Origin of the sequence: Natrialba taiwanensis DSM 12281 (assembly GCF_000337595.1) — an archaeon.
Taxonomy (GTDB): domain Archaea; phylum Halobacteriota; class Halobacteria; order Halobacteriales; family Natrialbaceae; genus Natrialba; species Natrialba taiwanensis.
The window spans coordinates 82,170-107,188 of record NZ_AOIL01000019.1 but is presented as its reverse complement, the minus strand read 5'-3'; the positions used below and the strand labels follow the sequence as shown (position 1 = coordinate 107,188).

Annotated in this window: 21 protein-coding genes, 1 tRNA gene and 7 pseudogenes; 15 read left to right on the top strand and 14 right to left on the bottom strand. The window is 55.0% G+C overall.

The genetic code is table 11. From position 1 onward, the window contains the following. Window positions 1-3 precede the first annotated feature (3 nt). Window positions 4-292 (bottom strand): annotated as a pseudogene (locus C484_RS22865) (urease accessory protein UreH domain-containing protein); the annotation flags it as partial. 545 nt (window positions 293-837) lie between these two features. Here C484_RS22865 and C484_RS07225 point away from each other — a divergent pair. Continuing rightward, the gene (locus C484_RS07225; protein WP_006825287.1) at window positions 838-1,002 is read left to right on the top strand and encodes a protoglobin domain-containing protein; all 165 of its coding nucleotides are present in this window, start codon (window positions 838-840) and stop codon (window positions 1,000-1,002) included. An 88-nt stretch (window positions 1,003-1,090) separates the two neighbouring features. Continuing rightward, entirely contained in the window at window positions 1,091-2,455 is a 1,365-nt protein-coding gene (hemL, locus tag C484_RS07220; RefSeq protein ID WP_006825286.1) for a glutamate-1-semialdehyde 2,1-aminomutase, read from the top strand. Window positions 2,456-2,882: 427 nt separating this feature from the next. Here hemL and C484_RS07215 read toward each other — a convergent pair. After that, window positions 2,883-4,202: pseudogene (locus tag C484_RS07215) on the bottom strand (IS4 family transposase). 210 nt (window positions 4,203-4,412) lie between these two features. Here C484_RS07215 and sod point away from each other — a divergent pair. Further along, a pseudogene (gene sod / locus C484_RS07210) lies at window positions 4,413-5,023 on the top strand (superoxide dismutase). 118 nt (window positions 5,024-5,141) lie between these two features. On the opposite strand, the gene C484_RS07205 reads toward sod, so the two are convergent. The 3 genes from C484_RS07205 to C484_RS24895 form a co-directional block, all read right to left on the bottom strand. Further along, window positions 5,142-5,408 (bottom strand): hypothetical protein, encoded by a 267-nt coding sequence (locus tag C484_RS07205; protein WP_239640936.1) that lies wholly within the window; start codon window positions 5,406-5,408, stop codon window positions 5,142-5,144. Window positions 5,409-5,558: 150 nt separating this feature from the next. Then, the gene (gdhB, locus tag C484_RS07200) at window positions 5,559-6,860 is read right to left on the bottom strand and encodes a glutamate dehydrogenase GdhB (RefSeq protein ID WP_204366369.1); all 1,302 of its coding nucleotides are present in this window, start codon (window positions 6,858-6,860) and stop codon (window positions 5,559-5,561) included. Between the two features lie 2 nt (window positions 6,861-6,862). Next, window positions 6,863-6,931: a rubrerythrin-like domain-containing protein gene (locus C484_RS24895; protein ID WP_394295305.1), complete on the bottom strand. Its 69-nt coding sequence runs from the start codon at window positions 6,929-6,931 to the stop codon at window positions 6,863-6,865. 441 nt (window positions 6,932-7,372) lie between these two features. On the opposite strand from C484_RS24895, the pseudogene C484_RS07195 reads away from it, so the two are divergent. Continuing rightward, window positions 7,373-7,678, top strand: a pseudogene (locus tag C484_RS07195) (alpha-hydroxy-acid oxidizing protein); the annotation flags it as partial. Window positions 7,679-7,690: 12 nt separating this feature from the next. Here C484_RS07195 and C484_RS07190 read toward each other — a convergent pair. Both C484_RS07190 and C484_RS07185 read right to left on the bottom strand, forming a co-directional pair. Then, window positions 7,691-8,965 (bottom strand): IS4 family transposase, encoded by a 1,275-nt coding sequence (locus C484_RS07190; protein ID WP_006825277.1) that lies wholly within the window; start codon window positions 8,963-8,965, stop codon window positions 7,691-7,693. Window positions 8,966-9,149: 184 nt separating this feature from the next. After that, a complete protein-coding gene (locus C484_RS07185; RefSeq protein ID WP_006667303.1) occupies window positions 9,150-9,887 on the bottom strand; it encodes a uroporphyrinogen-III synthase in 738 nt (245 codons plus the stop codon). A 91-nt stretch (window positions 9,888-9,978) separates the two neighbouring features. Between C484_RS07185 and C484_RS24585 the strand changes: the two are divergent. From C484_RS24585 to C484_RS07160, 6 genes and pseudogenes are all read left to right on the top strand, one after another. After that, a pseudogene (locus C484_RS24585) lies at window positions 9,979-10,427 on the top strand (deoxyhypusine synthase family protein); the annotation flags it as partial. 423 nt (window positions 10,428-10,850) lie between these two features. After that, window positions 10,851-12,263: a heme o synthase gene (locus C484_RS07175; protein WP_006825274.1), complete on the top strand. Its 1,413-nt coding sequence runs from the start codon at window positions 10,851-10,853 to the stop codon at window positions 12,261-12,263. A gap of 223 nt (window positions 12,264-12,486) precedes the next feature. Next, window positions 12,487-12,807, top strand: a pseudogene (locus C484_RS07170) (group I truncated hemoglobin); the annotation flags it as partial. A gap of 245 nt (window positions 12,808-13,052) precedes the next feature. Beyond that, a complete protein-coding gene (locus C484_RS07165) occupies window positions 13,053-13,652 on the top strand; it encodes a DUF420 domain-containing protein (RefSeq protein ID WP_006667299.1) in 600 nt (199 codons plus the stop codon). A gap of 172 nt (window positions 13,653-13,824) precedes the next feature. Beyond that, window positions 13,825-13,914, top strand: a pseudogene (locus C484_RS23875) (IS5/IS1182 family transposase); the annotation flags it as partial. Continuing rightward, the gene (locus tag C484_RS07160) at window positions 13,911-14,417 is read left to right on the top strand and encodes a hypothetical protein (protein ID WP_006825271.1); all 507 of its coding nucleotides are present in this window, start codon (window positions 13,911-13,913) and stop codon (window positions 14,415-14,417) included. The pseudogene C484_RS23875 and the gene C484_RS07160, both read left to right, overlap by 4 nt. 324 nt (window positions 14,418-14,741) lie before the next feature. Here the strand turns inward: C484_RS07160 and C484_RS25140 are convergent, their stop codons facing one another. From C484_RS25140 to C484_RS07145, 4 genes are all read right to left on the bottom strand, one after another. Further along, window positions 14,742-14,891 (bottom strand): DUF7837 family putative zinc-binding protein, encoded by a 150-nt coding sequence (locus C484_RS25140; protein ID WP_449289169.1) that lies wholly within the window; start codon window positions 14,889-14,891, stop codon window positions 14,742-14,744. A 240-nt stretch (window positions 14,892-15,131) separates the two neighbouring features. Continuing rightward, window positions 15,132-15,692 (bottom strand): TATA-box-binding protein, encoded by a 561-nt coding sequence (locus tag C484_RS07155; protein WP_006825270.1) that lies wholly within the window; start codon window positions 15,690-15,692, stop codon window positions 15,132-15,134. Between the two features lie 73 nt (window positions 15,693-15,765). Beyond that, window positions 15,766-16,452 carry a hypothetical protein gene (locus tag C484_RS07150; RefSeq protein ID WP_006825269.1) on the bottom strand — a complete coding sequence of 229 codons (687 nt, stop codon included), beginning with the start codon at window positions 16,450-16,452 and terminating at the stop codon, window positions 15,766-15,768. Beyond that, entirely contained in the window at window positions 16,449-17,129 is a 681-nt protein-coding gene (locus C484_RS07145; RefSeq protein ID WP_193364804.1) for a helix-turn-helix domain-containing protein, read from the bottom strand. Before C484_RS07145 ends, C484_RS07150 begins: the two co-directional genes overlap by 4 nt. A gap of 172 nt (window positions 17,130-17,301) precedes the next feature. On the opposite strand from C484_RS07145, the gene C484_RS25135 reads away from it, so the two are divergent. Then, complete coding sequence (locus tag C484_RS25135) at window positions 17,302-17,445, top strand: DUF7563 family protein (RefSeq protein ID WP_420883934.1); 144 nt, start codon at window positions 17,302-17,304, stop codon at window positions 17,443-17,445. Window positions 17,446-17,748: 303 nt separating this feature from the next. Here C484_RS25135 and C484_RS07140 read toward each other — a convergent pair whose 3' ends face one another. After that, a complete protein-coding gene (locus C484_RS07140; RefSeq protein WP_006825267.1) occupies window positions 17,749-18,990 on the bottom strand; it encodes an RNA-guided endonuclease InsQ/TnpB family protein in 1,242 nt (413 codons plus the stop codon). Window positions 18,991-19,140: 150 nt separating this feature from the next. Here C484_RS07140 and C484_RS07135 point away from each other — a divergent pair, with 150 nt between their 5' ends. Continuing rightward, window positions 19,141-20,028, top strand: a complete 888-nt coding sequence (locus C484_RS07135) for a hypothetical protein (RefSeq protein ID WP_006825266.1) — start codon at window positions 19,141-19,143, stop codon at window positions 20,026-20,028. 322 nt (window positions 20,029-20,350) lie between these two features. On the opposite strand, the gene C484_RS07130 is transcribed toward C484_RS07135, so the two are convergent. Continuing rightward, window positions 20,351-22,360: a heavy metal translocating P-type ATPase gene (locus C484_RS07130; protein ID WP_049915119.1), complete on the bottom strand. Its 2,010-nt coding sequence runs from the start codon at window positions 22,358-22,360 to the stop codon at window positions 20,351-20,353. A gap of 386 nt (window positions 22,361-22,746) precedes the next feature. Here C484_RS07130 and C484_RS07125 point away from each other — a divergent pair. The 3 genes from C484_RS07125 to C484_RS07115 all read left to right on the top strand — a co-directional run bounded on the left by C484_RS07125 (window position 22,747) and on the right by C484_RS07115 (window position 24,109). Further along, window positions 22,747-22,821: transfer RNA gene (locus C484_RS07125), tRNA-Glu, on the top strand. 151 nt (window positions 22,822-22,972) lie between these two features. Next, complete coding sequence (locus C484_RS07120; protein ID WP_049915095.1) at window positions 22,973-23,695, top strand: hypothetical protein; 723 nt, start codon at window positions 22,973-22,975, stop codon at window positions 23,693-23,695. A 75-nt stretch (window positions 23,696-23,770) separates the two neighbouring features. Then, a complete protein-coding gene (locus C484_RS07115) occupies window positions 23,771-24,109 on the top strand; it encodes a DUF5789 family protein (protein ID WP_239640935.1) in 339 nt (112 codons plus the stop codon). A 3-nt stretch (window positions 24,110-24,112) separates the two neighbouring features. Here the strand turns inward: C484_RS07115 and C484_RS07110 are convergent, their stop codons facing one another. Further along, window positions 24,113-24,979: a succinate dehydrogenase/fumarate reductase iron-sulfur subunit gene (locus tag C484_RS07110; protein WP_049915094.1), complete on the bottom strand. Its 867-nt coding sequence runs from the start codon at window positions 24,977-24,979 to the stop codon at window positions 24,113-24,115. Window positions 24,980-25,019 lie beyond the last annotated feature (40 nt).

The following is a 25,019-nucleotide window of genomic DNA, read 5'->3' as shown; positions in this document are numbered from 1 at the left end:
CATTTAGAGCGGCTGATAGGACGGAACAGGTGGATGCGGAAGGTGGATCCCATAGAGTACCAATCCGTGTTGCAGCGGGACGTACCCGAGGACGAGAAAGGAGACCCGAGAACGCGGTGCAGTCGCCTTCGGGTTGACGAGTCCAGCGAACCGAGGAGTATTCCGTAGGCGAACAATGTCGGAACCACATCGATTCCAAGTACTCCAAGGGATATCCCACCGCGAGCAGGATCGCCGAGCACGAAGGCATAGAGATAGGCGGGGAAAATGATGGACATGGGAGGAAACCGTGGGATTGAACCTTGTCTGCGTTCACCGTCACGAGCGATCCACACATTCCGAGACAGTGCGCCCCCGGCGAGTAACCCAGCTGCGAAAAACCCCAGCGGGTCAACGTGTGGTCCGGAAACGATCGGAGAGCTAGCTGCGAATGTGACGGAGGCCGCGATCCTGGACATCAGTTATCGCGTTGTGTAGTACCGTGTCGGGTTTCAACCGGCCCCAACGCAACATATAGTGCAACGATGATCAGCACGACGTTGACAGCAGCTACGAGCCCGCCAGTTGTCGACCTCCCGAATGCGAACCAGCCAACGGGAAGTAACGCTAGTAGCCCGACTAAGAGCGCGTGCCGCGGCGTGAGCGCGTTGAGTCCCATACGGGGAATTACTGCAGTAGCTATCGACATAATACCATGGTGCTCGTAGGTGTCGAGAGTACGACCATCGGGGTGCCCGTCGCGGTCGGGACCGGCCTGTTCGAGATCGGTCGCCGTCACCACATGAAGAAAACGAGACTGACGATGTAGACGCTGTCCCAGTCCTCGATCTTCGGTACGTGATCGGATTCATTTATCCAATCACTGCGACCGTTCGAGACTTCCTTGACGATGGTGAACATAGCGCTGACGAGGTCGACGCGATGTACCACGCCTGGTTCAAAGCTGTTGTACTTCAGGTGATGCTCTGGAGCTACCCGTACGTCGAAGGAAACGACTGGTGAACCGCCTCAGTCAAACCCTAGGCGTTCACCTCGACCGCCTGTCAACGAGTTTCAACAGACCCTTTAGAAACCACGATCAAGAAAAAATATGACTCAGAACCACGACGAGAGCACCTCCTTTCAACTCTACGATCACGCACTCGAATTGCTGGTTGGCGGTGTCAACTCATCCGTTCGGGCCGATCCACAGCCGACGCCAGTATTCGTTGATCACGGTGAGGGAGCCGACATCGTCGACGCCGACGGCAACCAATACTGTGACTACATCATGGGGTACGGACCCCTGCTCCTCGGTCACGATCTCCCCGATTCTGTTCGAGAGTCGATTTCGGAGGCGGTCGCCGACGGACCGATGTACGGGATCCCGACCGACGTCGAAGTCAAACTCGCGGAATTCGTCATCGACCACGTCGACAGTGTCGAGCGGCTCCGGTTTGTTAACTCCGGGACGGAGGCGACTGCAGCAGCAATCCGCCTCGCTCGAGGTTATACCGGTCGTGATAAAATCATTATAATGCAAGGTGGTTACCACGGTGGTCACGAATCGGTTCTCGTCGAGGGTAGTCTCGACAAGCGTGGACCGAGCAGTTTAGGCGTGCCCGAAACATTCGCCGAGGAAACGATCCCAGTGCCGTTCAACGACGGTGAAGCACTCAAAGAAGTCTTCGAGCGGTACGGTCAAGATATTGCGGCGGTCGTGACCGAACCGCTGTTGGGTAACTGTGGGATCGTCCTTCCGATCGAAGGCTACCACGAGACGATTCGGGAACTCTGTGACGAATACGGATCATTGTTCATTCTAGACGAAGTGATCACCGGCTTCCGTATCGGCGGCTTGCAGTGTGCACAGGGCAAGTACGATATCGAGCCAGACCTCACGACATTCGCGAAGATCATTGGTGGCGGATTCCCTGTTGGGGCGATTGGCGGTCGGGCCGAACTCATGCAGGAATTTACGCCGACGGGTGATGTCTTCGAATCCGGTACCTTCAACGGACATCCGGTAACAATGGCTGCCGGTCTCGAAACCCTGCAGTTCGCAAAGGAACACGACGTCTATTCACACGTCGACAACCTCGGAGACCAACTCCGGTCCGGATTAGTAGATATCGTCGAAGATTACGCGCCCGAGTACACCGTCGTGGGCACGGACTCAATGTTCAAACTGCTGTTTACCCGCGAGGCCCCCGAGACGTTCGATGGCCACTGTCGGGCCGGATGTGTACAGGATCCGGACTGTCCAAGATTCGATCTATGTCCGAAAACCGGTGCGGACGTCGAAGCCGGAGAGACCGATCGGTGGAAGCGAACGTTCTGGCCAGCAATGGCCGAGCGAGGCGTGTTACTCACGCCGAACCAACTCGAGAGTCAGTTCGTGAGTTACGCTCATACCGAAGCCGACATCGAACGGACGCTCGACTCATATCAGGACGTGCTTTCAATGAGACAATGACAGTCGATACTGCCGCATCCATCCGGTCGATTCAGGTGGGAACGCCAGCCACCTACGGGAGTGAGGGTGCCTCTGATCCAATGAATCGACCGAGGGAAACGGCCTTCTTCAAAGATCCTATTGAGGGTGACTGCTTCCTCGGTGAGACGAATCTCGAGGGTGGTCGTCAGGCGGATCTTGAGTACCATGGTGGACCCGACAAAGCCGTTTGTATCTATCCCATCCGTTCTAGTTTAGTGACTGGCTGAGACGGGGATCACGCCGAAATTGCGTCGAGTCTGACCGCAACGTACCGAGGTCGCTGCTGTTCCGGCAGACCGGCTGATGGTCGGTCATGTCTCCCGTCGAAGGCGGCGCACTCGCGGTCGTGAGTGCGCCGCCGTTCCAGAGCCGTCGCTGATCAGGCCCATTTCGTCAGGCGAGTTCCTTACCAGAACTCGCCTGACTCTACTTGCTCGCGTAGCCTCGGACGGTGTGGATTTGGATCTCGTGACGACCACAGTAACAACGAATCGAGATCCGGTAGCTCGTACCCCAAATCCAGCATCAGGTACAACTGGATCAGATGCGCGTGCCGTTCGACAGCGTGTGAACATCGTCGTCGAGGAAGCCGCATCGACGACGCCAAGGCGTCGTCGTCGCAGTCTCGCTGGGTTGCGTCGAGTTTCTGGAGTTCGTCGACGATAACCCGGCTCATCAGCAACGAGAGTGCTGCCATGATGATCAGCGCCTCGATGATGTAAGCGTCGGTCCTGTTGATTTCGTCGAGGCCAAACCGCGATTTCAGTTCTTTGAACAGCAGTTCGATCTCCCAGCGCGCCCGATAGAGCTGTGCAATATCGGGCGCGCGGTAGTCGTCTCTGTCCAGATTCGTCAGGTACAGATGATACTCGCCGCTGTCATCGTTGCGAACGCCGACTAATCGNCGCACTGGCGCCCGACCCTCGTTTACGGTCGAACGAGAGCGTGATCTGTACGTCGATTTCCTGTCGCTGCAGGTCGTCCAGGACGGCCTGCAGCGACTGCCCCTCCAGCGGAATGCTGTTCCCGCGCCACGTACGGAGTTCTTCGACGATCTCGAAGTCTGCGTTATCTTTGACGCGAGAGACAAACCAGCCGTCATTGGCATCAACGCGGTCGAACAGCCAGAAATCGTAGTAGCCAAGATCGAACAGGATGAGGGCGCCAGCTACCCACTCTCCGGTGGGTAGCTGGCTCCGTTCATGGGTGCTTGCATCGGTTGTCTGGAATCGCGTCGGAAGCCCAGTCGAGAGCGATTCGGTGAGATGGAGTTTCGCCCCGGCTCGGTCTTCATCAAGTGTGTAGACGTCCCTGGCGTCTTGATAGAGCGAGATGATCGTAGCGTCAACGATCAGGACATCTCGGAACCGTTCGAGACGTCCGGTCAGATCGGTTTGGCCCGTGTCGAGATTCTCGATGGCGTCATCGAGAATCTCTCTGAGAAGTGCAACGAACCCTGGTTTGAACCACACCCATGAAACGTCGCATACGAGAGTTCGTCACAGTCAGCCATCTCAACGTAGCGTTCGAGAAACGCCTGAATTGACCGATCAGAACCGGTGGCAAAGCCGAGGGAGAGCGTGTAAAACAACGCGACGACGTCGAGTTTCCGCTCTCGCTGGATGAGATTCGTTGCGCGAGCACGCTCGCGCAACTCATCGGATGGAAACGCTCTTTGAATACGGTTCACAACNGCGACGACGTCGAGTTTCCGCTCTCGCTGGATGAGATTCGTTGCGCGAGCACGCTCGCGCAACTCATCGGATGGAAACGCTCTTTGAATACGGTTCACAACTACTGAATCCGGTAGGGTATACACACTCTCTACCGGATTCTTACATTCCTAGTTACTGACTATTATAGTTCGGAGTCTCTGGATGCATCGCTGCGCTAAACTAGAACGGATGGATGAACGGGGTACAACATCTCAAGTGCAATGTCCGAGCAATCCGATCCCGAACTGCCACCGCTCCCGTACGACTATGATGCACTCGAACCGCACATTTCCGAGCAAGTGTTGACGTGGCACCACGATACCCACCATCAGGGCTATGTGAATGGCCTGGATAGCGCCGAAAAGACGCTGGCGGAGAACCGCGAATCAGGTGACTTCGGTTCCTCCGGAAGCGCGATGCGCAGCGTCACCCACAACGGCTGTGGCCATTATCTCCACACGCTGTTCTGGAACAATATGTCGCCCAACGGCGGCGGCGAACCGTCTGGCGATCTCCGCGAGCGTATTGAAGACGATTTCGGGACCGACGAGGGCTGGAAAGGAGAGTTCGAAGCCGCCGCGAGCGCCGCTGGTGGCTGGGCTCTCCTAGTGTACGATCCGGTCGCAAAGCAGCTGCGAACGTTGTTGTCGACAAGCACGACCAGGGCGCGCTCTGGGGCGCTCATCCCGTCCTTGCGCTCGACGTCTGGGAGCATTCCTACTACTACGACTACGGCCCGGATCGGGGAAGCTTCATCGATGCCTTCTTCGAGGTCGTCGACTGGGAACACGCGACCGAGCAGTACGAGAAATCCGTCGATCACTTCGAATAGGATTATCCAGATCACCAGGCTGAGTAGGCGGCGTGCTTGGAGTCGTCCGAGACGACAAAAAAGCCGTCTCGTGATGATGAGGGAATAAATCTCTCGAACCACTTGCCTTCAAGCCGGTTCACACTATAGCGCTCCATACATCAATGAGCCACGCTTGCACAGGATTGGATGTAACTCGCATCGTGGCTGCACCAAAGCCAAAGGCAATCAAACTCACCAGTATAACAAATTCCGCGTTTGCATTCTTCGTCTCAAGAAGGAGTGTGAGTAGTGTGAGCGTCCCGGACATCGCACACATAAAAACTCCCGCCAGGAAGCTCGACACAATAAAGAAGGGATCGGTAAAGCTCATCACGCCGAATTCAGGATCGTAGATGCCAATCACGCTGAGTGTAAACGCGATGAATAGATACCCAAATAACCAAACAACTACAGCAGTGGTACCGAGCGATGACAGTCGGAATATCCGAAATAGTCCTCGCTCAAGCGGAGTGGATGGCTGCCGAGTTCGCTTGAGTGGAGGATGACCCATCTATTACGGCCACAACCCCCGGGCCCTGTGAGCCTCAGCGATTCGAGAAAGCGCGACGATGTAGGCTGCATCACGCCAGGTGACATCACGGCTTTCGAACTCTGCTTGGACGTCACGCCAGGCGGCCTGCATCTCTGTTTCGAGTTCATCATTCACTCGTTCGAGAGACCACGCTCGACGATTAATGTCTTGGAGCCACTCGAAGTAGCTGACTGTAACTCCACCGGCGTTGGCGAGAATGTCGGGGATCACTGCAACATCTCGATCGGTGAGTATCGAATCTGCTGCCGAAGTGGTCGGACCGTTTGCTCCTTCGACGACGAGATCCGCAGCAATCGCCTCTGCGTTCTCTTCCGTAATAACGTTCCCCAGAGCCGCGGGAATGAGCACGTCGACGTCAAGCGTGAGCAGCTCTTCGTTCGAAATCAGGGTATCCGCGTAGTCGGTGACGGCTTCCGGCTCCTCGTCGTGCGAGGGAACTGAAGCCGTATCGATCCCCTCTGGGTCGTACATCGCTCCATTGACGTCGCTGATTCCGACGACCGTTGCCCCCCATTCGTCAAGCAGTCGGGCAGCATTCGCGCCGACACTTCCATATCCCTGTATTGCTATCGTCGTCTCCTCGAGTTGACGATCGTAGTACTCGCAGACGAGTTGTGTGATGATCGCCACGCTCCGTCCGGGGGCTTCTTCACGGCCTTTACTGCCACCGACGACCGGCGGCTTTCCGGTTACGACGCCCGGTGTCGTCTCACCTTCTTGCATCGAGTACGCGTCCATCAGCCACGCCATCGTCTGTGGATCCGTCCCCATGTCTGGGGCAGGAATATCCTTGTTGGGGCCGATGACGTTGCGAATCTCTTGTGCAAACCGCCGGGTAAGCCGCTCTTTTTCCGCTGAACTCAGGTCTTTCGGATTGACAGCGACGCCACCCTTGGCACCGCCGAACGGGAGATCCATTAATGCACACTTCCAGGTCATCCACATTCCGAGTCCGACACATTCATCTCTGGTCACTTCAGGGTGGTACCGGAGCCCTCCCTTATACGGACCTCTGACGCTATCATGTTGGGCTCGGTATCCCGTGAAGACCTCGACTGTGCCGTCATCACGTTCGACAGGGACGGTAACCTCATGGACTTTCTTTGGGTGTTTGAGTCGTTCGACGATATGCTGGTCAATACTGAGATGGTCTGCGGCATGGTGGAGCTGCCGGCGTGCCGTTTCGAGCGCTGATTCTGGTTTCGCAGATTGTACTGTCGAATCCTCCGTCTTGTTGCGGTCTTTATCGGAATTGGATGCCATGGTCATTTTAGCGATATTCGACGATTTCGCATCGGTCCGCCACAGTCAGGACAGCGGTTAGTGGTGTCCACAACGATGACGTTTTTCGACTCGAAGCTCTCGTACGGGCTCCTATTTGTTAGGTCAGCTTCGACATCTCGTATATTAGGTTCTCTCGGTTATAATCGCACCGAACTATTTGACCCAGTTTAAGTGGGCGCTGTCATTCAGACACCCCGTCCGGTTCGGTGTAGCATCTCCTCTATCATCTATTCGGTCGGTTCAGATTACGCCAGTGGGTACGTCACCGCCGCAAAGGGCCAAATCTTCATACATCTATGGTGATGGGGCTTCATATGAATACACAGCTCTGTTGAAATCCTCTTCTTTAGAGACTTATTCACGCACACACGCTTCACGTGCGTACAGAGCGCGCAGCTGGTATCGAGACAGTTCGACATTGGCAACCGCCGGACTCGACTTGGGTAGGAGGAACAGCACCGTTTTACTACTCCCTCTCGCAAGGACGAACAATGGTAGAGCGAAGCTCGTCGGAAACGGAGGATCGAAAAGACGACCACATCCGAATTGTTCAAGAGAAAGACGTTGAAACCTCGGGAACGGGCTTCGAGGACGTACAACTCGTTCACGAAGCGCTTCCGGAACTCCATTACGATGCTATCGATCTTTCCGTTGAGTTTTTGGGACACGAATTGTCTGCTCCGATTTTCATCGAGAGTATGACTGGTGGGCATCAAAACACAACGGACATCAACCGGGCTCTGGCCAACGCGGCCCAGGAGACAGACATCGCTATGGGACTCGGAAGTCAGCGAGCTATTCGTCTTTAGCTAAGACTCATACCTCGGTTGAGTAGCAGTAGCGAGCGTCTCTTGTAACACTGGCCGTTGCTGGTGGATCTTCTGTGCGTCTTCGATCAGTCGGTCGAGCAGCGGTGGCGGCGAGTAGCCGAGGTATTCGCCAAGTTCGTGGAGGATGAGCTGGGCGTGCGACCGAAAGGTCGCCGCCCAGCGTTCCGGCGGGAACACGATCTCATCGTCCGCCTGTTCGGTGACCAGATCGAGCAATTCACGACTCACCAGCAGTGACAGCAACGCCGCGTACAGCAGAGTTTCGACAACATGCTTCTTTGTCGTGTCGAACTCGTCCAGTTCGTACTGCGTCTTCAACTCCCGAAACAGCAACTCCACCTCCCACCGACAGCGATAGATCGTCCCTAGATCCGACGGCAGGAACTCCTCTCTCGGCAGATTCGTAATATACAGGTGGTAGTCGTCGGCGTCCTCCTTGCGGACGCCGACGACGCGAAACCGCTTCGTATCGCGTGATTGCGTCCCTCCGTACGGTCTTCGGTCGAATTCGGCTTTGACTTCCACGTCGATGTACTCGCGGTGCAGATCATCCACAACATCGTGGATCTTCTCACCTTCCAAGGGAATGGCGCGTCCGCGCCATTCCCGTAATTCCTCCGTTACGACCGGGTTTGCGTTCTCTTTCAGCCGACTCACGAAGTAGCCGTCGTTCTCATCGATCAACGCGAAGCGGCGGTACTTGAAGTAGGCTCGGTCGAACAGAACGAGCCGATCTTCGAGCCACGATCCTGTGTTAAACAACGTGCTGTCGTGCGTTTTCTCGTCAGTCACGTCGAGCTGTTCTATCGTCTGCTCAGTGGCATTATGGAGCAGGTGGAGCTTCGCTCCAGCCTGCTCCTCCTTGCGAGCTTCGTACTCATCGGCAAGGAACTCGTGCAACCGCAATACCGTTCCATCAGCGATCATCACGTCCCTGAATCGGTCGATATCGGCATCAACAGTGTCAGGGACAGCGACCTCGTCGAGGCCACGCTCGACGAGGTTGCGGAAGTACTCTGCGAGAGACGGCGTCAACCGGTGATAGAAACCGCCGGGAGAGATCGTCTCGTCGGCAGTGGAGTTGTAGCTGCGTCTGAAGCCAGCGAGTGTTCGGCTTTCGCCTGCGGCGAAGCCGAACACGAATGCCCAAACGAAGGCCGGAATCTGGAGCTTGCGGTCACGTTCGACCACGCCGAGTTCCTCGGCGTGCTCTTCGAGGAACTCGGAGGGAAACAATGGAGTGAGCCGACGCATAATCCGAGATGAGGAGGCATTGGTTGACACAGCCGTTCCCTCCTCATTCCTCTCGAAAAGATGCCTCGATAAGTCGCCGCTGTCACGTGGTTTCTCGCTTAGCTAAAGACGGATACAGCGCCTTCATAATTAGACGCTCGTAATACCTTTCGTGACGGCCTGATTGATTGGAAATGGAGCGAATTCACCGTTGAATCCTCTGAATTTGGTTTACGGTGACCTCAGCAAGCCGGGTGAAATCTACTGTATCAGGCATGACATCGACAGCGGCACCGTTATTGTGGACAGCACGCTCTGTCGGTGCCCCAATCGCACTGACAACTGTCTCCTTTAGCCCGCGTTGTAGTGTAGCGACAGCGTCGCGTTCAATCGCGATCCCGAAGAAGTGCTCGACGGTCTTCGGCGATGTGAACAGTATCCCGTCCAGTTCACCGTCTACGGCAAGTGAAACTGACTGTCCAGCAGTCCCTGGTCGTTGCAAGCGATACAGGTGCGTATCGTGGACGGTTGCACCCGCTGCTTTTAGCCCCTCAACCAGTACGTCGCTGCCGTGTGCACTCCGAGCAAGTTCAACCGTTTGTCCGTCAACACCGGCGGATAACTCGTTGACAAGACCTGCGGACGTGAACGTCGACGGAACAACGTCGACCGAGTATTCGTGGTTACGTAACGCGGTCGCAGTCTGATCCCCAACGGCACAAACGGTGGTGTCCCGTTGTTCCCACCCCGCTGTGGCAGTCAGGTCGACGCCAGTCTCGCTCGTAAAGACACAGTAGTCCGCGTGCTGTGGGCTCTGACCGGTCGGATCGACTGTCAGCATCGGGTCTGAGATCGGAGATACACCGAGTGACTGGAGATACTCGACCGCCTCGACGATCCGGTTGTCGTCGGGTCGGAGCACAGCCACCGTTGGCCGGGACATGCCAGACAGTTGGTCGATGCTGGACTTGTGTGTGTCGAGACTCGCCGACCGATCTCGAACGTTTCAAACTAACATCTTTCTAATTGGTGGTATGGACGACAACTCTCACAAATACATTGTCAGGAAGTGATGAAGGCCTGTCCACATCAAATGTACAAGGCTACGACTTCCGCGGAGAACTCGATTTTCAGGAACTGCTGGATGCCTATGCAACGACGGGCTTTCAGGCGATGCAACTTGCAGAGGCCATCGACATCACAGAAGATGCGAGACGCTGATGCAACGATCTATCTCACGTGTACGTCGAATATGATCTCGTCGGGCCTGCGTGAAGTCGTCGCCTACCTCGTTTGCGAAGGGTACGTTGACGTACTGATCACGACCGCTGGATCGCTGGCAGAGGACGTCATTAAGACGGCGAAGCCGTTCAAAATGGAGGAACGGGAAGCGGACGAAGCCGATCTCCGAGAACAAGAAATCAACCGCCTGGGGAACCTCTTCGTCCCCTCTGACCGGTACATTTGGCTAGAGGAGGCTCTGGTGAATCGCTAGATGGCGGCGACCTTCGGTGAAAACGCACGACGCTTGAGGCGTCACACTGGGACGGATGTGACTGTGACGTCGAGGGTTCCGGGAGTGATGAAGCGGGTAGATGCTCTCACAACGCCATCGGAACACAAGAACCCGACGCTGTATGGCGATTCATCAGAGCCTATAGTATTACTTCTGGGGTTTAATTCGACAGACTGATTGACACTACTTCTGTGATTTGATCGGTGATAATACGGTGAGTTTACGGTAATCCGTCACCTCAAACGGTTATGACACCTCTCATTCTTTCTGCCGATGTTTTTTGACAGATCACCAACTGATATTCATTCTGAATCAAGCCAAGGTATTTACTCACACAAAAGGTACCATCAGCTATCGAAGGTACTGAGAGTAGGAACGAAGATCAAAATAATGAAAAGACCAACACAGATATATGCGGCGTTTATCGATAATCCTATAACGGCGTTAGGAACTACGACCGTGGCGGTTTACCTATTGGTCGTGATCGGGGCAACAGCCTCGCTTGGGGACGCAGCAGCAGCCTGTACGACCTGGCCGATCTGTTCCGGCGCAACGAACGATCTCACGATGGCAGTCGCAACCGGACACCGCTTGCTTGCGTTCCTGACAGGGGTTCTCTTACTCGCCACGACCTATGCCATCGTATACGGTGACACCTCCGGCCGCGTGACTGCACCAATCGCTGTAGCACTTGTGCTCTATCCACTACAGATGGCTCATGGCGCATTGCTGTCAATAACTGCTGGTTCACCCCCTATTCCTTGGCTCCATTTAGGCTTCGGACTCACTATCTTCGGAACATTGGTGCTTGCCCTTGCGTGGCAACTGGAATACGAGACCGGCAGTGCGGACGAACCACTTCACTCGGAGGATATGGAATGTGCCAACTCTGAATTATCTTCCGTAGCAACCATCCTTTCAGAACAGCCACTCGGGACTCGGCTGAAGGGTCGTATGTTCGCATACTTCCAGTTGATGAAGCCTCGGCTGATGTGGCTGCTTTGTCTCGTCGCCGTTGCTGCGATGGCGCTTGCTGCTGGTTCTGCCCTAGAAACCCGTGAGATTCTGCTCACGATCGGCGGTGGCGTACTTGCTATCGGTGCAAGTGGCACGTTCAATCACGTCTTTGAACGCGATGTAGACCGGAAGATGTCACGAACAAACGACCGACCGTTGGTCACTCACCAGCTACCCAAACGGAATGCCATCCTCTTTGGAATCGCACTTACCGTACTTTCAACGATCATCTTCCTACAGTTGAACTCACTCACAGCTGCACTTGGGTTGATCGCAATCCTGTTCTACAGCGTCATCTACACACTTGTTCTCAAGCCCAACACAGTCCAGAATACTGTCATTGGTGGTGCCGCGGGGGCACTCCCGGCGTTGATCGGCTGGGCCGCCGTCACCGGCCGAATTGGCATCACTGGTATTGCTCTCGCCGCAGTGATCTTCGTCTGGACACCTGCTCATTTCTATAATCTTGCATTAGCATACAAGGAAGACTATGCCCGAGGTGGCTTCCCGATGATGTCGGTGGTTCGTGGCGAAACAACGACACGCAAACACATCGTACTTTGGCTCGGAACGACGCTCGCCGCTACAACGGTGCTGATCTGGTTCACGCAACTAAGCTGGCTTGTCGCTGTCACGACTGCCTTTGTCGGGATCATCTTTCTGTGGGCGACGATCCGTCTTCACCACGAGCAGACCAAACAAGCCGCATTCCGTGCCTTCCACGCCTCCAATGCCTACCTCGGGGCTATCCTGCTTGCAATTGTGGTTGACGCAATAGTGATTTAGGCGATGAAAAGCGGAGTCCCAGCTCAAGATTCTTCTAACTCCGTCTCATAGCTCTCGCTGAGCAGGTCTGTGGGCATCAATTCAATTCAATTCAACATCACGACCTGCTCAGTTCTCAAACTGACTCAACCAGACAGTATCAGGAGAGAATTCATCCGGTCGAAGTCACAAACTATGCGGAATGACAGAGGTACTGGACAACTGACTCGGTGGTCAGGACGCGATCGGTGCTATCGTCGACGAGTTCTATAACCGAATGCTCGAAGACGAGCGAGTCACGTACTACTTCGAGGACATCGACATGCAGAGAGTGCGGATCCACCAGGCGCAGTTCATCAGCTCCGTAACAGGAGGACCAGTCGGGTACTCAGGTGGGGAGATGGAGACGGCCCACGAGGGGATGGGTATCACGTCGACTGAGTTTGATGCGATTGCGGCCCACCTCAACGACGCGCTGGTGTTGTTCGACGTCGACGACGAGGGCCGACAGGCCGTTCTCGAGGAAATCGAGAGCTACCGCTCGAATATCGTCACCGCGTCGGAGCTTTCCGAGCGCTGCGACAGTCCTCTCTCGACGATGTACCGAAAGCACGAGCTGCTCAAGGATGCGGCTTGCCCGAAGAGCGGCTCGGATCCGCTAGTCGGGTAGACACTCCAGCGAGTACGCCCAGTGCGTCAACGGCGTCTGCGTCGCGGTCGACGGCGACAACGGGATCACGCTAGAGCTCTCCTAACGGATCAAGGTTCGAAACGGCAAGACAGATACGGGGCCTGTCCTAACGTCGACCGATGGCAACTGCCGACGCGAAAGAGCGACTCCGAGAGCGGCCGGTAGGCGTAACGATCCTGTTGACGATCGTCGGCTACGGACTCGTCATCGGAACTTTCGTCGCGGACGTTCCGATCTATCCCGATCTGACGAACGCGCAGGTCAACCTGTTCACCCACGCGATCGCGGTAATCAACTCCGTGACGACCGCACTGCTCGTCGCCGGCTGGTACTGGATCCGAGCGGATGAGGTCGACAAACACCGCGCGGCGATGACGGGCGCATTCATCACGATCATCCTGTTTCTGGTTGTCTACCTGATCCGGGTCGGCGGCGGCGGGACGAAGGAGTTTGTCGCCGTCTCCCCGGTATACGAGCTCTACCTCGCGATGCTCGCGATCCACATCGTGCTCTCGATCGTTGCTGTCCCGGTCGTGTTGTACGCGCTGATCCTCGGGCTCACCCATACGCCCGCCGAGCTACGAGAGACTGCCCACGCACGCGTCGGCCGCATCGCCGCGGGGAGCTGGATCCTGAGCCTCGTGCTGGGTGTGGTCACCTACTTCATGCTCAACCACATCTACGACTACGAGTTCGCGATGCTCGTTCCCCCGCTCTGAGCAGCTCCGCGGCAGGTTCGGGCGTAGTTACTCACGGGACCGACCGCAGACGGCCCAATTGAGGCTCACGTGACCGCCCGAGGACCATCACGGGCTGTTCTACGTAGGCGTCGGCTTCCTGTTAGAGCAGTTGTGGATCGTGATCCAGTGGCCGGTGCTCGCCGTGCCACGAGCCGTGCGAGCGCAAACCTGGTATCGAGAGTTCCGTGAAATCGCCCTGATGTGTGTCGTCTACAACATCAAGCGTGCCATCAAACAGTGAAATCCACCGCCTTACAGCGATTCAACAGAGCCGATGAAATTGATTACACCGAGCTATCAGAGTTCTTTGATCGAAAAGGAGCAGTTGAATTGATCTCTCTCCTTGATGCTGAGGGGTATCGGTTTGACGAGATTGACGATTTATTGGATGTGAGTCGTGGCTATCTCAACGATCGGAGAGACGAAGCGGTCCACCTTGGACTGATTGTACCAGACCAGGCGTATCGGGATGATACGCTTCGTCGCGTGTGGACCCTGACTGCATTGGGCCATTACATTAGGCAGCGAATGCGCCATCTTGGACTCACAGAGAGTCACGAACGGTTGGTGAATGCAAGACGGGAATACACTGATCGCAAAGAGGAGTTCCTCCAGTGGGTTGATGATCCAGACGAAATACAAAAGTATACAGAAATGATGTGGGAAGAGCAGCGACCACATCCATCGGAATTACCTGAAGAAATGAAGCAAGTCTTCCGTCAAATTGACGAAGATCGATTCTAATCACTCCAATGATAGTAGTTGGGTTCTGTGTATGCGATGTGGAACTCGTCAGTTCGATACCGCTGCTGGCCGAGCGTCATGAACCTGTCCGTGTGCTGCGTCACTCGGTGTTTGGGATGCTATTGGGAAGTCTGAATGAACCTACCCTATTCGTTCACAGATCGTAGACAGCAATTTCCGTGGACCCACACTCAGAACACGACTCTGAATCCTCGTCGACAGTAGCCCCACATCGACGGCATTCGTGCAGCAAATTCGGCTGATCTGGGAATGGAAGAACACGTTTCAAATGATGTGCGATACTGGGCATCGAGAATCGGAAAGTCACTCGGGAGCGACGACTTCTTGACAGGCAGGACATTCGGCGAATACTCCACTACCAGCATCAGTCTCATACTCAATGAGAAGCCGGGATGATGGAATAGTGGCTCCACAGCGTGGACAGTCTCCGAGCGTGGGGTATTGGCCACTCATCATCGATCACTAAAGGGGACCGGAGCGTGTGACAAACTCCGGTGGGAGGATTTTCACCCCGCTATCTGATAGAGGGGAGAGGATGTGTTTATAGGTAATGTAACCAGAGTGAAAGTGATACTCCGCATATCGGGAAAATATCGGAATGTTCACGTATGGACTGATGGGACGATTCAACCAATCGGAACAGTACTGGCTGTGATTGTGTCAAAACCCATCCCTGGAATGCCAACGTACTCATCACCCGAACAAGCCCAGATCCGTGAGTCTTGTTTCAACGGCGTTTGTTGCATGAGTCACTGCATCGGTAGTCTTCGCACCAGTGATAATGGCTTTCCCACTGCCAAAGAGCAACGCAACCGCCGATGGGTCGTCAAGTCGGTACACCAATCCGGGGAATTGCTCCGGTTCGTACTCGACGTCCTCGAGGCCAAGTCCGATGGCGATCGCATTGAGGTTGAATTGGCTACCGAAGTCGATGCTTGCAACGATATTTTGTACCTCGATGGTGGGTGACTCAGGAATGTCAATTCCAAGGCCACGTAGGACCTCGAAGACAATACTGAGTGATTCCCGTACTGCCGGTTCGCTACTTGCCCCAGTACAGACAATCTTTCCCGATCGAAAAATGAGTGCAGCAGCTTTCGGTTCCTGTGTCCGATACACGAGTCCAGGAAAATGCTCGGGATTGTAGTCTGCCTCAGGAAGATCATCACCGACTTGTTCGAGATTGAGTTCTTGATCGATACCCGTCGACGCAACGACGTTTTCGATTTTAATTGTCTCCGTTGGCTCAGTCATATAGCAGACATATCTATGTTGTACAGATATCAAACCAATACTTTCTGCTCACCAAAGAGACAGCTGGTTCCGATCATTCGAGTCGGTTCTGCTGATCACGAAGAAACCTGCGGACCCGTTTGATGTCGTCTTCTGGGATGGTTTTCTGTTGGAATTCGCCTTTGAAGGCATCGATGAACGATTCATCAGCCAATTGTTCAAGAATGTCTTCAAGTTGGGTGGAGAGCGCTCTTGGGTTCCCCCGATGGAGATGGGTTTCGACGCGGTCAAAGTCCGCATCTGTTGCAGCCGCGATTACGTCGCGAATGTCCGTTAATCGACCGCTATGGAGTTTGATTGCCAGCAACAACTCTTGTTCTGGGATCTGAGCATCAACTGTAAGCGTCCGCCCGACAGTCGCTGGCTGTGAATGTTGTGTGAGGTATCGATACGACCATTCTGCGTCTGTCTGTCGGCACCGAAGTGCGTTCACCAACAACTCGATGCTCACTGGGTTACCAACGTCTTTCGAAAACTGAATAAATCGGCCTTCGTAGAGCGCACTCGTATCGTACTCGTTAGTCTGCTCGTACCCGTGTTCAGCAAGGAAGGATTCGTACTCTTCCAATGCCATCTCGGGAATGACGAGATCTACATCGGTTGAGAACCGTTGGTTGAATGCAGTGACAGCCCATCCACCGACGAGAACGTATGGGTGACCGGCATCGATAATTGTTTGAAGCGTCGATAAGAGCTCGTTCTCACGTTCGGGGAGGCTCATTGCGATGGAATGTAGCTGGGCCGGTCAACGTCGATGTCGACCTTATATTCGTCGGCGATCATCTGTAATGCTGGCTCGAAATTCCAGCGATACTCCTGCATGTACTCGACTGCCTCGGCTAATGGAATCACTGGGTTCCCATCTACCCACTCTTGATCGAACTGTTCGGTCGTCGGGTACAAGCTGTAGTAGATCTCTCCTGAGGCGTCGTTGATAACACTGTCATCGCGCTCGCCAACGGTGCTCGGAATCCCATATCGCTCGAAGAACGATATCCATTGTTCAACGTCCGTATCATGAACGCGCATAAATACAGGATAGGCGTCGGAACCGCGTGCAATCTGGTACCCACCATGTGTCCACACATAGACAGCGTCGATTTTGGTATATGTGAACGGCATTTGCGAAAAGTGTGGCAACACGTACGCCTCTGCGGTAGTTGGCGGAGACTGCCGACTGATTGCTTCCATGGTATGAGCGTACCCTTCACGGACAGCGGGTGCGGTCACATGAACGCCGTCGTTTCGCTCGACGACACCGATCTCTTCCAAGCGTTCGATCCAGGTGTACACCCACGAGTAGGTCCCGTCGATCTTGTGAGCGATTTGGCGGATGGAGTCACCGTCGCTCGTGGCTAACACGATTTTCGCCGCGATATCGTCGACGTGCTCCATCATTGTGTGGTTATCTGTATAGTGATAATCAAACGTAAAGCTTCGGATCTTCGCTATCATCCGTTGTGATTATAAATGAGATATTCAAGAAGATAACTAGCGAAGTGGTCAGTGTAGGGAAACTACGTAACACTCAAGGATGCTAAAACCTAAATATCGAAACTAACCAAGCAATATGCCTGAATGTTCCAACTGTGGAAGTCACGTTACCTCAACCTTCGTCCGTGTCTTCGCCGTTGATGAGAATAACGTCCACGGATGTCCCACCTGTATGACCTACGCCGAGATCTCAGACGGCGAGTCAGCAGAAGAGACGTGACAATTCTTATTACAGGCTCCTCTGACCAGGAGTAGTCCCTCCAAAAAAACTATCCAATGAAACCTAAATTTGTTCTTCCAGCTCACGGCCTTGAACACGGTCACATTCCAGCCCCTGCTGGACATGCACCACGATTGGCGGTGACATTTACTCGAGCGGGGCTCTGTGTCCACGAAGAAGGAAATCCAGACACATATCTACTGGCGAAAGATCCAGTCGAGATCCAGCGCTGATCGCGGAAGATTGTCGCTGAAGCCGATTTTGAATGTTACCCCGCACACGGTGGCGCGGGGAATCCTGCTCTCACGAGGGTAGGCTTCCTGTTTCGATGACGTGACTTGCAGACACGCGCTGGAAATCAGCGGTGTCCGTAGCGGTCACAGTCTCCACAGGCGTGTCTTCGGGCCATCCCAGCCCTAACTCAGAAAAACCACGCTTGAGAACGTTCATCGCCGCGTTCGCGTCTCTATCTGTCTCGAAGCCACAACTCGGACAGGAGTGTTCACGCACCCAGATGGGTTTCGCTGTCTCCACACCGCATGACGCACATTCTTTGGTGGTTCCTCGCTCTTTGACCTGAACAACGTGCGTTCCGTGCAAGTCGGCTTTGTATTCGAGGAGCGTGATGAATTGTCTCCACGCCGCGTCCTGCTTGTTCCGGGAGTTCCCGTCGCCCTGAAGCATACTCTGGACGTTCAGGTCTTCAACGAACACGGCGTCGTACTCGCGGACGAGCCACGTTGTAATCTTGTGCTGATAGTCCAGTACCTTCCGCCGGATGTGACGCTTGACCTTCGCTACTTCCCGACGATGTTTCTCGTAGTTGTTCGACCCTTTCTGCTTCCGTGAGAGCTTGCGTTGCTCGCGGCGAAGACGCTCGTACTCGTCTTTGAGGTCGAGCCAATCCACGGTCTTCCCGTCAGAAGTGTGGATGTAGTTCAGGATGCCGAGGTCAATCCCGACGCTGTTGCTCGTATTGAGCGAGTCTACGTCGGGTTTCTCGGGAAGGTTGGTGTCGTCAGTTTCCAATCCGAAGGAAACGAACCACTCGCCGGTTGTCTCCTTCTTGAACGTGACTTCTTTGATGGTGGCGTGGTCGGGAATTGGACGCGAGTACCGGATTTTGACCCAGCCGATTTTGCTGAAGTGGACGTATGCGTACTTGTCGTGGCCCCTCTTTTCATTGAGGTCGAAACCAGACTGACTGTACGTCACGCTCCGATACTCGGTAGGCGCTTGCCGCTTGAGCCGACCAACTTTGTACCCTTTCTCTTTCTTCTTCCGAAGGTTCGAGAGATAGCGGTGAAAGCGAGCTACAGTGGCTTGTGCGGCTTTCGAGTGCAACTCGCTGAACACCGGCCACTTGCGCTTCCACTCGGGGAGTTTGTTGTTCTGGTCGTACTCGCTTAGCTTGTCGTCCTCTGGGCTGTTCTCGTAGTCCCAGAGAACGTGGTTGTAGAGCTGGCGATGAACGTCAAGATGATGTTCCAGCCCTTCCGCTACCGTTTCTGTTGGGTAGGCACGGTGGCGGTGACTGTACTCCATCGCTATCTGCTGGTTACGGATATGTTTACTTAATGGTTTGTATCACGAGTTGTCGGCTTCATCCCCGACCACAGTGGGTCGGGGTATTCGCCTCGCTGACCAGTATAAAAGCAGGACTGCTTTACCTACTCCCCACGAGTTCGCATTACGATGGCTCGGCTCGTCTTCTATCATCACCCCCAGGCCGAAAATTTCTCGCTCAAGTTTAGCTCGTCATCAGTTGCAGAGCTCCGATCTCAGCAAGAGCGATCCAACGAGTCGACGAAGCTGATCGGATACCCCTTTGATACACCGGTCTATGTGCTCTACGAAGGAGATTCGGAGATCGAATCAGCACATGATATCGACTTCGATAAAGAGTGGCTGAGCGACCGTATTAGTGACCTTCCTCGCGCTGGGCAAGTTGTAGCATTCCGGTTAGTAGAGTTGCTCGAAGCCGCAGTAGAGGTTCGAGAAGCGGAGGAGTTCCGTCTCTACAAGGATTTCGAACCACAAAAAATCCAACAGGCACTCGATCACGTATCATGGGGAGCACCACTTCCAAACGTCGCTGGAGAAGTAATGTCGAATTTGATTCTCCGACATTCGCTGCCAAATGCGAATCATCGAACTGGCATCGCGATGCTTCAATTCTGCATCGAGAGTGTGGAACTGGATTTTGAGATGCCACGAACGCACGTCGACGACGATACCTGGCGAGAGTGGGTTGATCCCTACATCGTCGATTCCAAGCGGCTTATTACTATTCGTCGGAACAACCTCCGTTTCAAGCAGCTCCAAGAGCTGGACGTCGACCTCGTTGAACGGAAAGATGGGATCCAAATCCGATTAGCTGAGTTCGAGCTGGATATGCACTGGCAAGAAGCCCTTTCGAAGTACGCTGAGCAGCACGAATCCCACTGTACGGACTTTGCGCAGGCAGTTCTTGAACGAGCAGAACGGAACGATCTGCTCGATCGTCAAGGACCAACGAAACAAGAGTTCATCACGTATCTGGAGGACGGACTCATCGAACGAGACTTCAGAGAATTGTTCTGATCAGTCGCGAAGCTCTGCGACCGACTGACCGACCTCTCGAACGTGTTCACTTCGCTCGAGGTCGAGTTCCTCGGCGAGGTAGTCAACCGTCTCTTCGAGGCTCATATTGAAAAGAAGTCCGTCAAGCGGTATAAACCTAGTGCTGACGCAGCTATGTAGCCCATCAGGGAAAGCATCCGGATAAACCGAACGACGCATCCCCGGCTAAAAACTGTGGAATCGGTGACCCCATAGCGATCCCGCCTAAATTACCAGTGTCGTCATTTGCTGTCCACCAGCCGGACTCAATTGAAAGAAGCCCTCCGAGGCAATTTGGAGCGTTTCAGTCTGCAGATTGTGCGTCAATCGATGGTGTCCCGCCTGGAAGCTCTGGGATGGCCAGATCCACGCGGCGGAGCAGTTGTGCGTTGATCGCGACAATCACCGTACTCAGCGACATCAGGAGTGCACCAACGGCAGGCGACAAGAGAATCCCGACCGGCGCAAGGACACCCGCTGCAAGCGGAAGTGCGAAGACGTTGTATCCGGCGGCCCACACGATGTTCTCCTGCATCTTTCGGTAGCTCGCCTTGCTGAGTTTCACGAGCCGGACCACGTCCATTGGGTTGTTCTGGACGAGGATGACGTCCGCCGACTGGACGGCAACGTCCGTGCCGCTACCAATAGCGATGCCGACATCGGCCCGCGTCAGCGCCGGTGCGTCGTTGACGCCGTCACCGACCATCCCCACGAGCTTCCCCTGATTCTGGAGTTCCTGGACTTTCTTGTCTTTGTCTTCGGGGAGGACCTCCGCGAACACTGTATCGATGCCTAGTTCGTCAGCAACAGCTTTGGCGACGTCCTGGGAGTCGCCAGTCAGCATCGCCACCTCGATGCCTAGATCTTTGAGGGCGTCGACGACGCGGAAACTCTCCTCGCGGATTACGTCGGCCATCGCGAACGCGGCGATCAACTCTGTGTCGCGAATGAGATACACTACGGTCTGGGCGTCTTCGCCGGCCTTGTCAGCGAATTGTTGGAGGTTGTCTGGAATCTCGCTATCGAGTTGGGTTAACAGGTTCGGCCCGCCGACGTACACCTCGTTTCCGTCGACGCTCGCGCGGACACCCTTGCCTTTAATCGCCTCGAAGTCACTCGCGTCAGATGCGCTAAGACCACGCTCGTCGGCTGCCTCGCGGATAGCTCGCGCGATCATATGCTCGGAGTCGCTCTCGACGGCTGCCGCCAAGGCGAGTGCGTCGTCCTCGTCGACGCCATCGCCGGTCATCATATCGACGACGCCGTGCTCGCCCTCGGTGAGCGTCCCGGTCTTGTCAAAGATGATGGCGTCCAGATTCCGAGCGTCCTCCATCGCGATCCGATCACGGACGAGCATCCCGTTGCGAGCCGCGAGTGACGTATTGATCGCGACGACCAACGGGATGGCGAGTCCGAGGGCGTGTGGACAGGCGATGACGAGTACCGTGACGACGCGCTCGATCACGGTCGCATCGAACGAGACTGCGACTGTCCACGCGAGTGCCGTCACGACTGCCGTCCCGAGCGCGACGTAAAACAACCACCCCGCCGCTCTGTCAGCCAACACCTGAGTCTTGGATTTGCTCTGCTGGGCTTCCTCGACCAGTCGCATGATACCCGCGAGCGTTGTCTCCTCGCCCGTCGCACCGACGCGCACGCGAAGGCTGCCGTCGCCGTTGATGGTACCGCCGATGACCTCGTCGCCAGGTTCTTTCGAGACCGGTTTCGACTCACCTGTGATCATCGACTCCTCGACGTCCGAATCGCCCTTCTCGACGACGCCGTCGGCGGGGACGCTCGCGCCCGGCCGGACGAGCACGAGGTCGCCCTCAGAGAGTTCGTCCACGGGTACGTCTTCGGTATTACCGTCGTCGGTGATCCGTTCGGCGGTATCGGGCATTAGTCTCGCCAACTCATCGACGGCGCTCGATGCACGCCGAACCGACCGCATCTCGATCCAGTGCCCAAGCAGCATGATGTCGATGAGTGTGACGAGCTCCCAGAAGAACGCAGACTCCGTCGGGAAGACTACACATTGCTCAGATCGGAAGAGCGNAATCCCCATCGAGATGAGCGTCATCATCCCCGGCGCTCGGTCTTTCAGTTCCGGCATCGCCATCTGGAGGAACGGGATTCCACCGTACGCGAAGACGACGACGGAGAACACCGGGGCTATCCACTCGCTACCCGGAAACGTTGGGACGGAGAAGCCAAGCCACTCCTGCAGTGTTTCGCTATAGAGAAGAACGGGAATCGAGAGGATCGTCGAGACGAAGAAGCGTCGGCGGAACATCTGTTCGTGGCCCTCGTGCATCCCGCCATGGCCGTCATGACCACTCCCGTGATCGCCGTGTTCCTCCTCTTCGTGGTGGTGTTGCGTACCTGACTCGTCTTCGAGTAGCGCTTGTTCTGACCCTGCCCCGATGTGAGAGCTATCGTGTTTGCCTTGGTCCTCTCGATGACGATGATGGTCCGAATTGCTTGGCTGTTCGTCCATTATCTACAATTTGCGTCTGTATACGCTTCAACAGGGTGGTCGATCTGTATCTCATTTCGAATCATTTCGCGTCTCGAGATGCTCCGAACCTACAGAAGGACAGTGCAAGCTCACAAACCATTGATTTATCTGTAGAGGACAGACACCCACCTCCGGCGTGTCCGGTGGATAGGTTTAACAGAATCCGGCATCGAAGTAAGCCTGCTCCGTTGGTGTAGCTCGGCCAATCATCTCGGCATCTCACGTCGAGGACCGAGGTTCAAATCCTCGACGGAGCATCAAACTCAGAGCAAGGAGGTTGAGGAAGTTCCATTCTGTGTGGACAAGGCCGTCTGGGTTCAACCACGAACGCCTCCTGTGAACCTCGCTACTTGACTGCACAGAGTAATGTGCCTATAGCCAGAATCCTGTGCCAGGGAGACAGTCGATATGAGATGGCAAATTAAGGAGATTGAATGGGAAGCTGTCGCGGGCATCCTGGCGGCTGTTCTCGCGCTTGTACTCCATTTCTTGCACATCGTAGACGAATCCGTGCTTCTTCAGATTACGCTCGTTCTTATGGCGTTCTTGTTCATCAGCCATCTTCGACGCGAATCAGAAACAGAGAACCTCTCTGAGTCCGTCGCTCACACCGAACGCACTGTCGAAGAAATCCGAGCCGGTATGGATACTCCCGACCTCGAACTCATCGGTCCAGCACAACTCAGACCGCGGAGTACCCAGTTCGGTCAGGGTGCCCGTGGTGAAATGATCTGGTTCAATGTCTGTCTGCTTATGTTCATTCCCCAGGATTTGTTCGACGCGTTGCTTCGGCCACCGATTGAAAATCCAGATGTTTCCTCAATTCAGTTCGTCCTCGACGAGAGTGAACGAGAGCGCTGGAAGACACAGGTCAAACCGAAAGTACAGGAGTGTACAGGCGCCGAGACGGTACGGGAACCTGTCTGGCGCGACCTCGATGAAAACGTCTCGTTCATTCTTCGCGGGACGGAAAACGAGCAGACGGACGCGCTGTTAAGTTTCTGGGGCGAACCGTTCATGGCCCGGACGACACAGGACGTCCCCCGGTATATCATCCACGTCGCACGGGATTCTGAACTGATCCCCCAGCTGCAGGATATCGAGCGCGAACACCGCTTGGGAACGAATTGAGGAGCACACTTTTCCCGTGAGCGCCCGAAACACTCCTTGAAGGAGTTCTGACCGACCCCATTCACCATTCGACCGGTGGATACCCCCGATAACACATCAACTACAATGAGACCCCCACGCTTACGCGGCTATCTGAACGAGGAATTCGAGTTTCCGGTTGACCGAGCGGGGGTCATCGAACGTGCCGGAGACGTAACGGTTAATGCTCCCGACGACGATGACTCGGAGTCTATTAGTGCGATGCTGGAAAGGGACAACGACAACCCGTACGAAACTCTTGAAGACCTCTTCGCGTCGATCTATGGTAGTCTCGACGATAGTTACATCGGACGAAAGTACTACGACGATCGTGACAGCAACGTCGAAGAGGTGACTGGGGACTACCCGCACGACGAACGGAACGTCTCCTTCTGACGGCTACCAAAATTTCAGGTTCTGTTTGACGGATTCGCGTTTCATCTCTTGGATCTCCTCGGTGATTGGGATATCCTTCGGGCAGACGGTCGTACACGAGAACTGCGTATGACACTGCCAGACCCCATGTTCTTTGTCGAGTAGTTCCAGTCGACGTTCCTGTGCAGCCTCCCCTTCGCGTTCATCCATGTAGAACCGGTATCCCTTGACGATGGCTGCAGGACCGATGTACTCGTCGTCGAACTGTGAGGGATTACACGACGACGTACAACAGCCACATTGGATGCAACGCGAGGCCATCTTGATCTTCTCACGATTCTGGGGGGATTGGCGCTGTTCTTCGAGTTCCCCATCAGGAAGCTCGTCGGGCTGGAAATATGGTTCGACGGATTCCATCCGTTCGAAGAAGTGATCCATATCCACTACCAGGTCCTTGATCACTGGTTCATGCGGGAGCGGCTCGACACGGACTGGAGCGTTGAGATCGGAAATTTGCGTTTGGCAGCCGAGTCGCTGGCTGCCGTTGATGAATAGGCCGTCACTTCCACACACCGCCATTTGGCACGAGTGACGGAATGTGAGACTCGAGTCGAAGTGGTCACGAGCGTAGATGAGTGCATCCAAGACAGTCATCCCCTTTTCGTAGGGAACGTGGAAGTCATCGAATCGGGGTTCTTGCTTGGCTTCGACTTCAGGATCGTACCGGAAGACCTTCAGGAGCGTTGTCTCCTCATCGGCGGAAGACTGTGCTTCAGCGGCCGCTTGTGCCTCCTGTTCTTTTGCTTGTTTCTTATCGAGACGCTGCTGCTGTGGTGAAGGGCCAGTGTTGGATTTCTCCTCTGTCTCTGAGGATGTTTGTTGGGAGCTCATATTTAGGGGTAAAGTACTGAAATTTGCTCAGGAGGGTGCC